The sequence below is a fragment of the Micromonospora sp. NPDC002296 genome (assembly GCF_040296145.1).
GTDB lineage: Bacteria > Actinomycetota > Actinomycetes > Mycobacteriales > Micromonosporaceae > Micromonospora.
Map to the genome: position 1 here is coordinate 1 of NZ_JBEOWQ010000046.1, position 13414 is coordinate 13414.

The following is a 13414-nucleotide window of genomic DNA, read 5'->3' on the forward strand; positions in this document are numbered from 1 at the left end:
GGGCAGCGGTGGACGCGGATCGCCGCCGGCATCAGGGGCGTGACGGAGGAGACCACGACCGGCGTGCACCGGCTCTACGAGATGCACCGCAGCGGCGCTCTGCTCTTCCCGGCGATCAACGTGAACGACTCGGTGACGAAGAGCAAGTTCGACAACAAGTACGGCTGCCGTCACTCGTTGATCGACGGCATCAACCGGGCCACCGACGTGCTGATCGGCGGGAAGATGGCCGTCGTGCTCGGCTACGGCGACGTGGGCAAGGGCTGCGCCGAGTCGCTGCGCGGTCAGGGCGCCCGGGTCGTGGTGACCGAGGTCGACCCGATCTGCGCCCTCCAGGCGGCGATGGACGGCTACCAGGTGGCGACTCTGGACGACGTGGTCGGGCAGGCGGACATCTTCGTCACCGCCACCGGCTGCTTCGACGTGATCACCAACGAGCACATGGCGCGGATGAAGCACCAGGCCATCGTGGGTAACATCGGTCACTTCGACAACGAGATCGACATGGCGGGCCTGGCCAAGCGCTCGGATGTCGAGCGGGTGAACATCAAGCCGCAGGTCGACCTGTGGAAGTTCGCCGACGGGCACTCGATCATCGTGCTGTCCGAGGGCCGGCTGCTGAACCTGGGCAACGCGACCGGGCATCCGAGCTTCGTGATGTCGAACTCGTTCGCCAACCAGACGATCGCGCAGATCGAGCTGTTCACCAAGCCCGAGGACTACCCGATCGGCGTCTACGTGCTGCCGAAGCACCTGGACGAGAAGGTGGCCCGGCTGCACCTGGGCGCGCTCGGCGCGAAGCTGAGCACGTTGACCAAGGAGCAGGCCGCCTACCTGGGCGTCTCGCAGGAGGGCCCGTTCAAGCCGGAGCACTACCGCTACTGACGGGCATCACATGCGGGCGTCGCCGGTGGCCCGGTGGTCGCCACGGCCGGAACCTCCGGGCAGCAACCGGGCCGCCCGTGCCCCGGCGTCACCTTGAGCCGGGGCACCTTCCCGACGGCTCCGCCCCGGGCACACACACGACGACGGAGGGGCGTAATGGCAGTGCAGAGGCCGCACGTGGTGCTGGTCAGCGGGTCCATCCGGGGCGGCTCCACCTCGGAGAAGGTGGCCGCCTGGTGCGCACGGCAGTGCGTGCAGCGGGGTGCCACCGTCGAGGTGTTCCGGGGCGTGGACGTGGAGTTTCCCTTCTACCGCCCGGGCCTGCACCAGGACCAGCGGGTCCGCCGGTTCCTCGACCAACTCGCCGCCGCCGACGGCGTCGTCCTGGTCTCGCCCACCTATCACGGCGCCATCTCGGGGCTGCTCAAGAACGCCCTCGACTTTGCCAACGACCTCGCCGTGCCCCGCGTCTTCCTGGACGGGGTGCCGCTGGGCTGCGTGGCGGTGGGGGCGGGCACCCAGGGCACCGCGTCCACGCTGACCATGCTGCGCACCGTCGGCCACGCGTTGCGCGCGTGGCCGACGCCGCTCGGCGTGACGGTGCGGACCTGGGTCGACCTGGACGAGGCACCGGACGCCTCCCGGCCGGAGCAGGAGCACTGCCGGGCGCAGCTCACCGAGATGGTCGCCCAGGTGTTGTCCATGGCCCGCCCCGGCCACGCCGACGCGAGCGACGTCCGGTTCGCCCCGCACGGGCGGCTCGCCTAGTTCCACGCCGCGCGGCCTCGAACCGGGGTCCGATCACGCTGCTGGAGCGAGGCGGGTGGGCCGGCGGCTGGCAGCGGTCCCAGCGGGCCGAGGCTCTTGCCGCCGATTCGGGGGTGTGGTTGCCTACTCACATGTCTCCGACCACGCGCACCAGGACGCTCTCCACCGCCGAGGAGCGGCGGGAGGACGTCCTCTCCACGGCCATCGGGGCGTTCGCGGCCCGGGGCTACTTCGGCACCACCACCGTCGAGGTCGCCAGGCGCGCCGGCATCTCCCAGGCGTACCTGTACCGGCTGTTCCCGGACAAGGAGTCGCTGTTCGCCGCGGTCACCGAGCGCTGCTTCGAGCGGTTCCGGGAGAGCCTGAGCGAGGGTGCGGCGGCGGCCCCGGGCAGCTCGCCCGAGGCGGTCCTGTCCGCCATGGCCGGCGCCTACACCCTGCTGATCCGGGATCAGGACCTGCTGTTGGTGCAACTGCACGCCCAGTGCGCGGCGGTCTCGGTGCCGGAGATCCGCCGGGCCGTCCAGCGGGGCTACGCCCGCCTGGTCGAGTACACCCGCAGCGTCTCCGGCGGCAGCGAGGAGCAGGTGCGGGAGTTCTTCGCCAAGGGTGCGATGTGCAGCGTGGTGGTGACCATGGGCGCCGAGCAGGTCGACGCCCCGTGGGCCAGGACGCTTGTCGACGGGCCTGCGGGCACCGACCGGCGCGACGGCCCACCCGACCGTCGCGCGGTCGCCCTGGCAGTAAGCGAGTAATCAACCACTCCCTTGGCAGGCAACGTGACCGGGCGGGCGTCTGCGCCACCCCGACCGCCGGTACGGCAGCGGGCCACGCAGACGCCGCGCCGGCCGACGCGCACTCCGCCGAGGGGGCCGGGTCAGCCGTCCCGGGCCGTCCGCAGCGCCTCGTACAGCGCGCCGGCGACCAGGGCGGGCACGTCCTCGGCCCGGGCGCTGTCGATGTACACGACCCGGTACCCCTCAGCCGTGTACAGCGTCCCGCCGCCCTCGACCAGCCGGCGCTGGTTCTCCCCGGACATGGCCTGACCGGGGTTGGCCACCAGCCAGCGCAGCGCCGGGTCCACCCGGAAGGCGTCCCGGACGCCGGGGAGCAGGGCCAGGTAGGAGTCGCCGCCCTTCGGCTCCGGCGCGGAGAACGGGTAGATGGTGATGATGTTCTTGCCGCCGGCCGCGCGCACCAACGGGGAGTCGGTGACGAGCCGGGCGTACTCGGCCCGGGACAGGACCATCTTCAGCATGGTGAGCGCGAACCCGGCCTGCCGGGTGGCCGGGTAGCTCTTGACCGTCTCGGCGTCGGGGATCAGCCGGCCGAGGGGCTGTCGGGCGCCGGCCAGCGGCGTGGTGTCGAGGCTCTCGTCGTTGCCGATCAGCGGATCCAGCAGGTACTCCTCGCCGGCGGGAACCCGGGGCAGAGCCGCACGGATGTCGGGGTGGCCGTTGTCCCGGGCCCAGGCGAGGAACGCGGCGATCTCGACCCGCATCGCGACGGTGGCCCTGGCCGACGCCGCCTCGTCGTCGTACGCCATGGTGTTGGTCCGGACGAAGCGGTACGCGCTGCGGTAGCCGGCGAGCCGGTCGGCCAGGACACCGGCGGTGCCCGGCGACGCGCCGGACCCGGCGGTCGGCAGGGTCGCGTCCCCGGCGGGCCGCGCGGCGCCGTCACCGCATCCGACGAGCATCCCGGCCAGGCCGGCACCGGCCAGCCGGAGGGCGTGACGCCTGCTCACCGGCCGGCCGGCGGGACGCCCGGTCACCGGTCACCGCCGAACTGCCGCCGGATCAACGCGGCGTACGCGGCCTCGGCGAGCACGGCCGCCCGGCGGCGGGACACCCCCGCGCCCGGCGCGCTGGCCAGGATCGCGTCGCGGACCGCCTCGGCCTGCTCGACGAGTTCGCGGGGGATCACGACGTCGGTGCGCCGGCGGCGGCGTCGCCACCGATCGGACAGCCGCCGCCGGCCCCGCTCGGCGGCCGGGACGACGAGCGGGGTGAGTGCCGCCGCCAGCACCGGGTAGACGACCGTGACCAGCAGCGGCGCGTCCAGGCCGAGGCCGATCGCGGCGCCCCGCCGACGCCCCCGCCGGCCGGGACCGGCGGCGAGGTCACCGGCGAGCCAGGCGGCGGTCACCTCGGGCAGCAGGCCGGCCTCCTCCGGTGCGGCGGCCTCGATCACCTCCCGGGCGAGATCGCTGAGGTGCAGCAGGCCCGACTCGGACCGGGCCGTCGAATCCACCATGGCGCATCACCGATCCGTTCGTCCGCTGTGGAGCGGGAAGACGTCGGGGGTACCTGGAACCTGTGTAGCAGAACAGTCACAGCCCGTTGACCGGGATCGGCCGAGCGGTCCGGGCGGGTGGCCGTCCGTACGCACCCGGATGCCCTCAGGAGTCGAGGGCGTTCACGATCAGCCGGGCCGCCACGACCGCGAGGTCGTCGAGCAGGGCCTGCTCCTTCGGCTCCAACTGGTCCCGGAAGGGCAGCCCGTACGCGATCTCCGCCACCGCCACGTTGTGGCCGATCCCCACCACGACCAGCGCCCCGCCGGCCACCACGGGAAGACCGGCGACGGACGAGGACTCGGTGATCCTGGTCCGGCAGCTGTCGTGCGGCAGGTCCGGCGCCGGCATGGCGACGACCCACCGGCGCGCCACCCCGCCGTCGGCGAGCGGGGACGGCACCGACCAGCGGGGGCAGGCCGCCACGGTGTCCCCGGCCTCGGCGACGACCTGCTTCCCCGCGTCGGCGGACGGGTACGACGTCAGCCGCAGGTGCAGCGTGGCCCCCAGCGGTGGCAGGACGCCGGCCGGCACCTCCAGCCTGACCTCGCGGGCGGTCACCGCCGCACGCCGATCCTCGGCCAGCCGGACGGCGGCGAACCGGTCCGCACACGACTTCGGCCGTACGGTCGCCGGGTCGTCCGTGCCGGTCCACGCGGCCGTGCGGGTCGGCGGCCAGGCCGACGGCAGGCCGCGTCGCGCCTCGGCCAGCACGGCGTCCGCCCCCTGCCGGGTGAGCGGCCGGCCGGGTGCGGCGCCCGCGGGACGGCCCCGCCCGCCGTCCGCCGCGGCGGGGTCCACGCGCGCCGCCAGGAACCGGGCCAGGTCGCCCTGCCGGCCGGTGACCGGCACGGTCCAGCCGAGCGCCACGACGCAGGCCAGCGCTACGGCGCCGGCGAGGGTCGCCAGGGGTACCGGCCAGGCCCGGCGAGGCACCGGCGGGCGTCCGACCCGCTCCCGCCGCGCCGCCACGACGTCCCGGACCAGCACCGCTGCCGGGAAGGAGAAGAGCACCAGGGCCGTCAGCAGCCACCACGGCCGTTGCACGAAGGTGAGCGGATGGGCCGGGCCTCGGCCGGCGAGCACCTCCCCGGCGTACCGGACGGCACCGCTCACGGCCGTGACGCCCGCGCCGGCCAGCCAGGCGACGGCCACCCCGCCGTCGGGGCCGCGCGCCCCCAGCGACAGCAGGAGCGCCAGCGCCACCACCCATCCCGCCGCCGCGCACGCCCACCAGCCGGTGGACAGCAGGAAGAACGCGACGTCGTCGCCGACGAGCCGGTCGGCGAGCGGCGCGGCTGCCGCCGCGCCGGCGAGCCCCGCCGCGATGCCGGCGACCGCCACCAGCAGGGCGAGCCGGCGCACCGACCACCGGCCACCCCGGCCGCTCCCCCGCCCGGGTTCTCCCCGCCCGGGTTCTCCCCGCCCGGGTTCTCCCCGCCCGGCACCACCCGACCCGGGACCATCCCGCCGGGGGCCTCTTCGCCCGGTGTCGCCCCGGGCGGCAGGGCGGCCGGCGGCGGGGCAGCGGTCGGGCGGGCCGGGGCCGTGGCCCTCGCGAGGACCGGCAGGACGCAGGCCGCCACCAGCGCCACGGCGGCCCAGCTCTGGAGGCGACCCGGCGTGCTCCACAGGACCCGGTCGATGGCCACGTTGCGCCACGCCCAGTGGCCGTACAGCAGCAGCGTGGCGGTGAGCGCGACCGCGGTCAGCAGCACCGCCGCGCCGAGCACCGACAGGAGCGCCGCCACGACGCGGCGGGCGCCGCCGGGCAGGGCCGCCACCGCCTCGGCCAGCCCGGCGGCGAGCGCGGCGACGCCGGCGAGCGCCGGTACCAGCCAGGCGAGCGCGGCCGGCCCGAACCCGGCCGTGAACGTGGCGTAGATCGACGCGGTCGTCCCGACACTGGGCAGGGCACACCCGGCCGCCAGACCGACGGTGGCGCCGAGCACCCGGGCCCACCAACGACGCCGGGACGGCGCGGGACGGCGGATCCAGATCGGGATGGTCGCCGCCGCCCAGACGAGCGCGGCGACCGCCACCGCGAGATCTTCCTTGTCCACGCCGAGCGGGAGGGGCGGGTCGGGGGTGTGCAGCAACACGCGGCGGGCGCTCTGCAGGGCGGACATCGCCGCCAGCCCGATGACGGCCGCGACGGCGAAGCCGCCCTCCCACCGGTCGTCGCGCTCCAGCGCCGCGACCCGGCCGGACGGGTCCGGATGGGTGGCGAACAGCCGACCCGGCCTCCACCGCGCCGGCCTGCCGGTGGCCTCACCGTCGTCGGCGGCGGCGACCAGCGCGTCCCGCAGGTCCCCCCGGGCGACGGCGAACCGGTCGGCGGCGTGCTCGCGGCGGCGCAGCACGGCGGCGCGCAGGATCAACATCGCGGTCGCCGCCCCGGCCGCGATGGACAGCGAGACGGCGTACGACCCGGTCACGGCGGCCGGCGCGACCAGCACCGGGGCCATGGCCGAGAGGAGCGCCGGCACGACGAGCCACCCCGCCCACCACGTCGCCGACGCCCACGACACCTCCCTGGCCCTGACGTGGGCCAGCTCGTGCAACACCACCAGGTCGAGGACGTCCCGGCGGCCGTACGCGTGGGCGACGGGCACCACGACGACGGCCCGGCCGTACGGGACGGCGGTCGTGTACGCCTGCGCGTCGGCTGCCCCGACCGGCGCGACGACCACCCTGGGGCGGGCCCGGCCGCGCAGCCCCAGCTCGTCGCACCAGAATTCGAACCGCTGCCTGATCCGCGTCGACGCGTCCCCGTCGGGGGGTCGACGCCGGCCCCGGCGGGACAGCCCCAGCCGCACCGACAGGCCGTCGAGGAACACGACCAGCCCCGCCAGCACCAGCATCGCCGTCCCACCGGCGAGCTGCGCCGCCTGGCGGGTGGCCTCGAACCCGGCGGCGCAGCGGTCGTACTCGGCGCTGCGGCCCAACAGGCGGGCGACCTGCCCACCGTCGGGCGGCAGGTCGTGCAGGGCGGCGCACGCCTGCACCTCGCCCCAGTGCCCGAGGTTGTGGACGACGAACACCACGTCGCCGGCGCCCACCCCCACGGCCACGAGGGCGAGCAGCACCAGCAGGTGCAGCCAGCGCAGACCGGGTTCGGCCCCGGTGGCGGCGGAAGAGGGCTGTCCCACCACGCTTCACCATCCGCTCCGCTGTCGACGGTGGTCGACTGAGCGTAGGTGGACGAGGGCGCGAAAGCTGTCGGGTCGGCGATCCCCGGCGTCGGGGGCCTCAGTCCGCGGCGCGCCAGCGGTAGAACTCCTTGGCCACCGCGTCCTCCGGGCCGCGCCAGGTCTCCGGGTTGTACGGGGTGATGAACGTGTTCAGGTCCTCCATGATCTTGGCAAAGGCCGGCTTGGCGTGGCTGTCCCGCATGGCCTGGGCGAACGCCGCATCGGTGCGCTCCAACAGGTGCAGGTATACGTCGTCGATGGAGTACAGCCAGCGCCCGGTGACGCCCAGCTCGACCGGCAGCGATCCCTCGTCGGACTCGGCGAACACCCGCGCGACGTTGGGCTCCGCCCCGGGCTTGATCCGGGCGACGATGACGGTCATGTTCCCGTCGTCCGACTCCGACGCGGGCACCGAGCCCTCGGCCGGTGCCCAGCTGTAGAACTCCTTGGCGACGGAGTCGGACGGGTTCTGCCAGTTCTTCGGATACGGCGTCACGTACGGGGCGATGGCCTCGGCGATCTGCTGGAACGCGGGCAGTCCCCGGGCCTTGCCCAGCGACGCCTTCGGGTCCACGTTGCGCTCGATCACGTGGATGTACAGGTCGTCCAGGGACAGCAGGGTCCGGCCGATCACGCCGAGATCCTGCGGTCGGGTCGTCTTGTCGTAGTAGCCGAAGACGTCGCCGACGGTGCCCTCGCTGCCGGGGACGATGTGGCAGACGATCACGGACCGGTAGATCATGGCTGCTCCTCAGGTGGATGGACGTGAACCGGGCGGACATGGACCGTGAACACGGGTCGGGCGGACATGTCGGGCGGACATGGATCGGGCGGCCGGGCGGGCAGGGCCACCGGGCGCGTCAGGCGGCGAACCGGACCGGCAGCTCCAGCAGGCCGCGGAACGGCGACGCCGCCGGCAGCCGGCGCAGCTCGGCGACCGGCACCCCGAGTCGCAGCCCGGGTAGCCGGCGCAGCAGCGTCCCGATGCCGATCTGCGCCTCCATCCGGGCCAGCGAGACACCCAGGCAGTAGTGCACGCCGTAGCCGAAACCGATGTGCGGGGCGCGCTCGCGGCGGACGTCCAGCCGGTCCGGGTCGGCGAAGTGCTCCGGGTCGTGGTTCGCCGAGTTGATCGCCACGCCGACGACCGACCCGCGCGGGATGCACACCCCCTGGTACTCGACGTCCTCGGTGGCGATCCTCGGGCTGGCCACCGGCAACGGGCCGTCGAACCGCAGCAGCTCCTCGATCGCCGACGGCAGCAGCTCCGGCCTGGCCCGCAGCAGTTCGAGCTGGTCGGGGTGGGTGAGCAGGGCCACCGTCGCGTTGCCGATGAAGTCCGCGGTGGTCTGGTGCCCGGCGAACAGCAGCAGGAAGGTGGTGGTGACCAGTTCCTGCTCGGACAGTTCCCCGTCGCGGTCGCAGGCGTCGACCAGCGCGCCGATCATGTCGTCGGCGGGGTGCGCGCGCTTGGCCTGCACCAGGTCGGCAAGGTAGTGGTGCAGGCGTAGCTGGGCCTCCTGCACGGCGGCCCGGTCCTTCTCGGGGCTGCGGTTGGCGGACCCGGACGTCCTGATCACCTGCGTCCAGTCGAGGACCCGCTCGTGGTCGGACTCCGGAATCCCGAGCAGGTCGCTGATCACCAGCATCGGCAGCGGGATGGCGAAGTCGCGCATCAGGTCGCACCCGCCCCGCGGGACGATCCGGTCGAGCAGCGTGTCCACGATCTCCGCCACGCGGGGGCGCAGCGCCTCGACGCGGCGCGGCGCGAACGCCTGCGACACGATCCGGCGCAGCCTCGTGTGCTCCGGCGGATCCGAGTTGAGCATGTTCTTGTTCAACCCCTCCGAGTTCGGCCCGAAGATCCGCAGGTAGTGCTGGCCCGGCCCGTAGAGGTCCTTGGACAGCCTCGGGTCGGTCAGCGCCGTCCGGGCGTCGTCGAACCTGCTGATCAGGTACGAGTCGAACCGCGGCGAGCTGACCGGGCAGACGGGCCGGTCCGCCCGCAGCCGGGCGTAGCTGGGGTACGGGTCGGCGGCGAACTCGTCGGTGTACAGCTCCGACGCGGGGACGGGGTGCTCGGTCATCGCGACTCCTCGGGCTCGCTCCGCAGGACGTGCAGGACCTGGTACGTGTGCCGCTGCGCGGACTCGCGAAGCTCACGGACCATGCGCAGCAGCCGGTCCCGTTGCTCGCTGCGGCCGAAGGCGTCCAACCGCTCCCGGTCCGCCCAGTCACTGATGATCAGGTAGCTGCGCGGGTCCTCGGCGTCGCGGACCAGGTCCTGACGCAGGCACCCGTCGAGGGTGCGGATCTGCTCGGCGGCCGAGAGCCACTCGGCCTCGAACCGCTGCTCGCAGCCCTCCCTGGTGCGCATCGCGAGCACCGTGCGCACGCCCGTCATCCGGTGCCTCCGGGCACCCGCCGCATTCCGATCATGAGTTCTCCTTCGCCGGCCCTGTGCGAATGGAGTCTGCGGGGCCGGGCGTCACCCCAGCGTCACGGTGCGCCGGGAACTGTGGGCCACCGGTGACAGCCCATTGACGCCCGCCCCGCCCGGCCCGGCCCTTACCCTCGGCTCGGATAGCGGCAGGCGGACCCGGCCGCCTCGGCCTGCTGCCGCTGGTCGAGCGTCACCGGCACCGCCCCGCGCGGATCCTCCGGCCGAACCTGACGGGCCCGCACCAGACCGGTCGGGCTGTCCCCGCCGAGGCAGGCGGCAGCGACCAGGACGACCGGCCCACGGGCCGAGGGGCCCGGCAGCGCGTCGAGCCGGACGCTCGCCCCGGCGGTCGAATCCCGCACGTCGACCAGCCTGACCTGCCGCCAGGTCCGCTCGCCGGACGCCCCCGGGTCGCCCACGGAGGTGGCGAAGCCCGCGACGTACAGGTCCCTGCCGGTGGCCCGCAACGTCACGATCCCGGAGCGGCCCGCCCCGGTGACGACGGACAGTTCGAGGCCGGTCGTGGTCGGCCGACCGTTGCGACAGTCCGACGCCCGCAGGTCACGCGGCGGGTTGCCGTGCACGACCGCGGAGGAGACGACGCCGCCGCCGGCCACCTTGAACCAGCGCACGTCCGGCATGCCGCCGGTGTTGTCGTAGACCTTCTCGCCGACGCAGAAGCCGGTGAAGCCGACCGTGCAGTCCGGCGGGATGGTGGTCAGCACGGATTCGTCCCGGGCCGCCCCGTCGCGCACGTAGGCGCCGCCCCCGTAGGTCACCCCGGTGAAGGCGGCCCCGTCCGGCACGGACGGACAGCGCGCCGTGCGGGGTGCCGCCGGACCGTCGTCCGGAAGATCGACCACCGTGACGATGGTGACGATCGCGGCGGCGGCGACTGCGACGACGGGTACGACCCACCGCAGACGCGGCGGCCCGTTCCCGGGCCGCCGCACACCGGACGGCGCAACCGCCGGCAGTTCCGGGCCCTCCGTGCCCGCGCCGCCGCCCTCCGTGCCCGCGCCGCCGCCCTCCGCGCCCGCGCCGCCGCCCCCCTCCGGGTCGCCGTCCCGTTCTCCGACGACCTGCCGAACGGGCTCCGCCGGGCGCGCCCGCTCCGCCGTCTCGTGCCAGCGCCGCCGCCAGTCGTCGGGGTCGCCCCCGCACGCGCCGACGTAGGCCAGCAGCACCTCCAGGGTCGGCAGGCGGGTTCCGCCGGCTGCCTCCGACAGGGTCGTCGCGCCGTAGCCGGCGGTTCTGGCGAGCTGACGGTAGGTGGGGTTGCCCGCCTCGGCGCGGAGCTTGCGCAGTTCGTAGGCGAGGGCCTGCACCGGGCCGGCGGTCGGATCGACGGGTCTCTCCTGACGAGCCACTCAGTTCCCTTTCACCCAGAACTCCGAGCAAATCCGATTCATCGTTACCGACGCTGTCCAGCCGGGCCGGGCGGCTGTCGCGTTGCCGCTGGTGAACACGCATTGTCCGGAATTGATTGACCCAGGCCCCTGGGTGTCCCGATCAAGCGGGCCGGCGACTAGCAATGAACCCGGGACGTCATCGACGCTCCGCACCCGTTCCCGAGACGAAGGAGAAGACGATGAAGGCACGAATGGCCACCGTGGCCGGTACGGCTCTCGGCACCCTGGGCCTGCTCGGCACGTTCGCCGCGCCCGCCGCCGCAGCGCCGCAGCGCAATTGCGCGGTCAACCTCGACACCGGGGCGGTGACCTGCGCGAGCAGCGAGGACCGGGCGCTGCGCGCGGTCGGCGCCCAGGCCAGTCTGGTCATCGCCCGCACCTACACCGGGGCGAACTACACCGGCACGGTGCTGGCCTGGGTCCAGAACCAGGAGTGCACGCCGGCCTACGACGCCGAGTTGCAGTGGGACGACCTGCGCAGCACCGCGGCGGGCGACCTGAACAACAGAATCAGCTCCGTGCACACCTACCACCAGTGCGACGTCAAGCTCTTCGACGGCATCAACTTCACCGGGGCGTCGTCGACCTGGATCGACCAGGCGCCCGTGCTCGGCAACATCGGCGACGGGTGGGGCAACCGGGCGGGTTCGATCAAGTTCTCCTGACCGTCCGCCGGCCGGTCGGCAACCGCTGAATTCGCTCCATCACCGGTATGTCGCCGAGAGGGCTCCCGGACGGATTCGACTCCGTCCGGGAGCCCGTCCGGCGTCGGCCGTCCGTCAGGTCCAGTCGTCGGGGCGCCCTCCCCTACCCGGTCACTCCCGCCAGCCGGCCAGTTCGACCCCCTTGGCGAGTTCGACCCGGAAGCCCATGGTGATCTCGCCGCTCTCCCCCGGCGCGAGCCGCAGCCGCCAGGTCAGCTCGCCCAGCTCGGTACGCTCGGCCGGCGGCGGGGCGAGGGTGGGTTCCCGTACGACCACCGCCTCGTCGCGGGACACCGGCAGCTGGTCGCGCACCTCCACGCTCGCCGGCCGGGGCGTGTGGTTGGCCACGCTGATCCGGTACTCCACGTCCCGCCGCCGGGTCGACCCGAGCGTGGCCCGGGTGTCGGCGCGCCGGCCCAGTTTCCGTTCCACCCGTACCCGGTCGTCCACCCCGAGCGCCAGTTCGGTCTCCTCACCGGGCGCCCACATCGGCAGCCGGGTGGCCGCGACGAAGTCGGCGCCGTGGAAGACCGCCGCCGCGCCGGGGAGCAGCGTGTGTTCCGAGGTGTTGCGTACCGTCGCACGCAGGTGCGCCTCGGCCGCGCGGACCGGCACGGTCACGTGGTCCAGCCGGGCCGGCAGGTCCAGTACGGCGATGGTGGCCCGGTAGGCGCTGCCGTCCGCCGGCACCGCGACCGCGCGGGCCGGCCGGTAGGTGGCCGCGGTGACCCCCTGCTCGACCGCGGCGACGCTCTCCTGCACGCTGGGGCGCGGCGCGCCGGACCGGGCCGCACCGCCCGTGAAGGCCGGTGCCGCACCCGGCGGCGGCGGTCCCGGCCGCGCGTCGAAGCTGGCCATCGGCTTGGGCATCTGCGGCGGCACCGGCCGGACCCGGTCGAGATACCAGGGCGACAGCTCGGGTACGCCGGCCGCCGCCGCCGGGCGGGCGGTGGAGAGCTGGAGTACGCACTCCGGCCAGTCCTCGCCGGTGTCCTGGCTGACCAGGCCGAACCAGGTGACGTTCATGGTGTCGTCGACCAACCGCAGGTCGTAGGAGGGCTGCCACCGGGCCCCGTCGACCAGGTAGGTCAGCTCAAGGTCCAGCTCGGCGTCGTCGGCGTCCACCGACACGGTCACCTCGGCGGCCAGCCGGTCCGGTTTCCGCTTGCCGTGCGCGGCGTCCAACTGCCGCTCGACGGCCGCCAGTTCCTCGGCCAGATCGGTACGCCGCCGGGTCAGCCCGCGCCGGCGGCCCTGTGAGTCGGCGAGCTGGCCGGCCATCGAGTCGGCGAAGCTGGCCACGTCGGTCGGGCCGGCGTCCCCGGAGGCCAGCGCGCGGGCGTACGTGCCGCCGGCCCGCTCGGCCAGCCGGGCGAGGAACTGCCCCCGCTGCTCCTCGATCTCGTACGTGTCGTTGACCTCGGCCAGCTCGTCGGCCAGCTCCCGGCGCCGCTGCTCCAGTTCGCGGACCTGCCCGTCGACGCTGCGCGCCTGCCGCCACGTCGTCACGTCCACACCGAGCACGGTGGCCGCGCCCCGGCCACCGACCCGTAGCGAGTCCCGCCGCAGGCCCAGCGGCAACGGTGCGATACGTACCCGGTGCTCACCGGCGGCCAACCGGGTGCTGCCCCGGCGGGTGACCCGGGCCCGGTCCGGGTAGACGGTGACACCGACGATGGGTGCTTCGATCTCCATTGCCTTCACGGCGGCGA

Annotated in this window: 13 protein-coding genes; 4 read left to right on the plus strand and 9 right to left on the minus strand. The window is 74.3% G+C overall.

The window, feature by feature from the left end; translation table 11 throughout:
• The 3 genes from ABT023_RS24680 to ABT023_RS24690 all read left to right on the plus strand — a co-directional run.
• Nucleotides 1–885 (plus strand): adenosylhomocysteinase (locus ABT023_RS24680; RefSeq protein ID WP_350886674.1); only part of this gene is annotated, 885 nt, incomplete at its 5' end.
• A 156-nt stretch (nucleotides 886–1041) separates the two neighbouring features.
• A complete protein-coding gene (locus ABT023_RS24685) occupies nucleotides 1042–1653 on the plus strand; it encodes an NADPH-dependent FMN reductase (RefSeq protein ID WP_350888772.1) in 612 nt (203 codons plus the stop codon).
• Between the two features lie 131 nt (nucleotides 1654–1784).
• Nucleotides 1785–2408 carry a TetR/AcrR family transcriptional regulator gene (locus tag ABT023_RS24690; protein ID WP_350888773.1) on the plus strand — a complete coding sequence of 208 codons (624 nt, stop codon included), beginning with the start codon at nucleotides 1785–1787 and terminating at the stop codon, nucleotides 2406–2408.
• A 122-nt stretch (nucleotides 2409–2530) separates the two neighbouring features.
• Here the strand turns inward: ABT023_RS24690 and ABT023_RS24695 are convergent, their stop codons facing one another.
• The 8 genes from ABT023_RS24695 to ABT023_RS24730 all read right to left on the minus strand — a co-directional run bounded on the left by ABT023_RS24695 (nucleotide 2531) and on the right by ABT023_RS24730 (nucleotide 10956).
• Nucleotides 2531–3427: a hypothetical protein gene (locus tag ABT023_RS24695; RefSeq protein WP_350888774.1), complete on the minus strand. Its 897-nt coding sequence runs from the start codon at nucleotides 3425–3427 to the stop codon at nucleotides 2531–2533.
• Complete coding sequence (locus ABT023_RS24700) at nucleotides 3424–3909, minus strand: hypothetical protein (protein ID WP_350888775.1); 486 nt, start codon at nucleotides 3907–3909, stop codon at nucleotides 3424–3426. The genes ABT023_RS24695 and ABT023_RS24700 overlap by 4 nt, the downstream gene beginning before the upstream one ends.
• Before the next feature lie 145 nt (nucleotides 3910–4054).
• The gene (locus tag ABT023_RS24705) at nucleotides 4055–5155 is read right to left on the minus strand and encodes a hypothetical protein (protein ID WP_350888776.1); all 1101 of its coding nucleotides are present in this window, start codon (nucleotides 5153–5155) and stop codon (nucleotides 4055–4057) included.
• A complete protein-coding gene (locus ABT023_RS24710; RefSeq protein WP_350888777.1) occupies nucleotides 5062–7101 on the minus strand; it encodes a M48 family metalloprotease in 2040 nt (679 codons plus the stop codon). The genes ABT023_RS24705 and ABT023_RS24710 overlap by 94 nt, the downstream gene beginning before the upstream one ends.
• 100 nt (nucleotides 7102–7201) lie before the next feature.
• Nucleotides 7202–7885 (minus strand): TcmI family type II polyketide cyclase, encoded by a 684-nt coding sequence (locus tag ABT023_RS24715; RefSeq protein WP_350888778.1) that lies wholly within the window; start codon nucleotides 7883–7885, stop codon nucleotides 7202–7204.
• Nucleotides 7886–8003: 118 nt separating this feature from the next.
• The gene (locus ABT023_RS24720; RefSeq protein WP_350888779.1) at nucleotides 8004–9230 is read right to left on the minus strand and encodes a cytochrome P450 family protein; all 1227 of its coding nucleotides are present in this window, start codon (nucleotides 9228–9230) and stop codon (nucleotides 8004–8006) included.
• Nucleotides 9227–9547, minus strand: a complete 321-nt coding sequence (locus ABT023_RS24725) for a putative quinol monooxygenase (protein WP_350888780.1) — start codon at nucleotides 9545–9547, stop codon at nucleotides 9227–9229. The genes ABT023_RS24720 and ABT023_RS24725 overlap by 4 nt, the downstream gene beginning before the upstream one ends.
• A gap of 164 nt (nucleotides 9548–9711) precedes the next feature.
• Nucleotides 9712–10956, minus strand: coding sequence for a helix-turn-helix domain-containing protein (locus ABT023_RS24730; protein ID WP_350888781.1), 1245 nt, complete (start codon nucleotides 10954–10956; stop codon nucleotides 9712–9714).
• A 221-nt stretch (nucleotides 10957–11177) separates the two neighbouring features.
• Between ABT023_RS24730 and ABT023_RS24735 the strand changes: the two genes are divergently transcribed.
• The gene (locus ABT023_RS24735; protein WP_350888782.1) at nucleotides 11178–11663 is read left to right on the plus strand and encodes a peptidase inhibitor family I36 protein; all 486 of its coding nucleotides are present in this window, start codon (nucleotides 11178–11180) and stop codon (nucleotides 11661–11663) included.
• 150 nt (nucleotides 11664–11813) lie between these two features.
• Here ABT023_RS24735 and ABT023_RS24740 read toward each other — a convergent pair whose 3' ends face one another.
• A complete protein-coding gene (locus ABT023_RS24740) occupies nucleotides 11814–13397 on the minus strand; it encodes a mucoidy inhibitor MuiA family protein (protein WP_350888804.1) in 1584 nt (527 codons plus the stop codon).
• Nucleotides 13398–13414 lie beyond the last annotated feature (17 nt).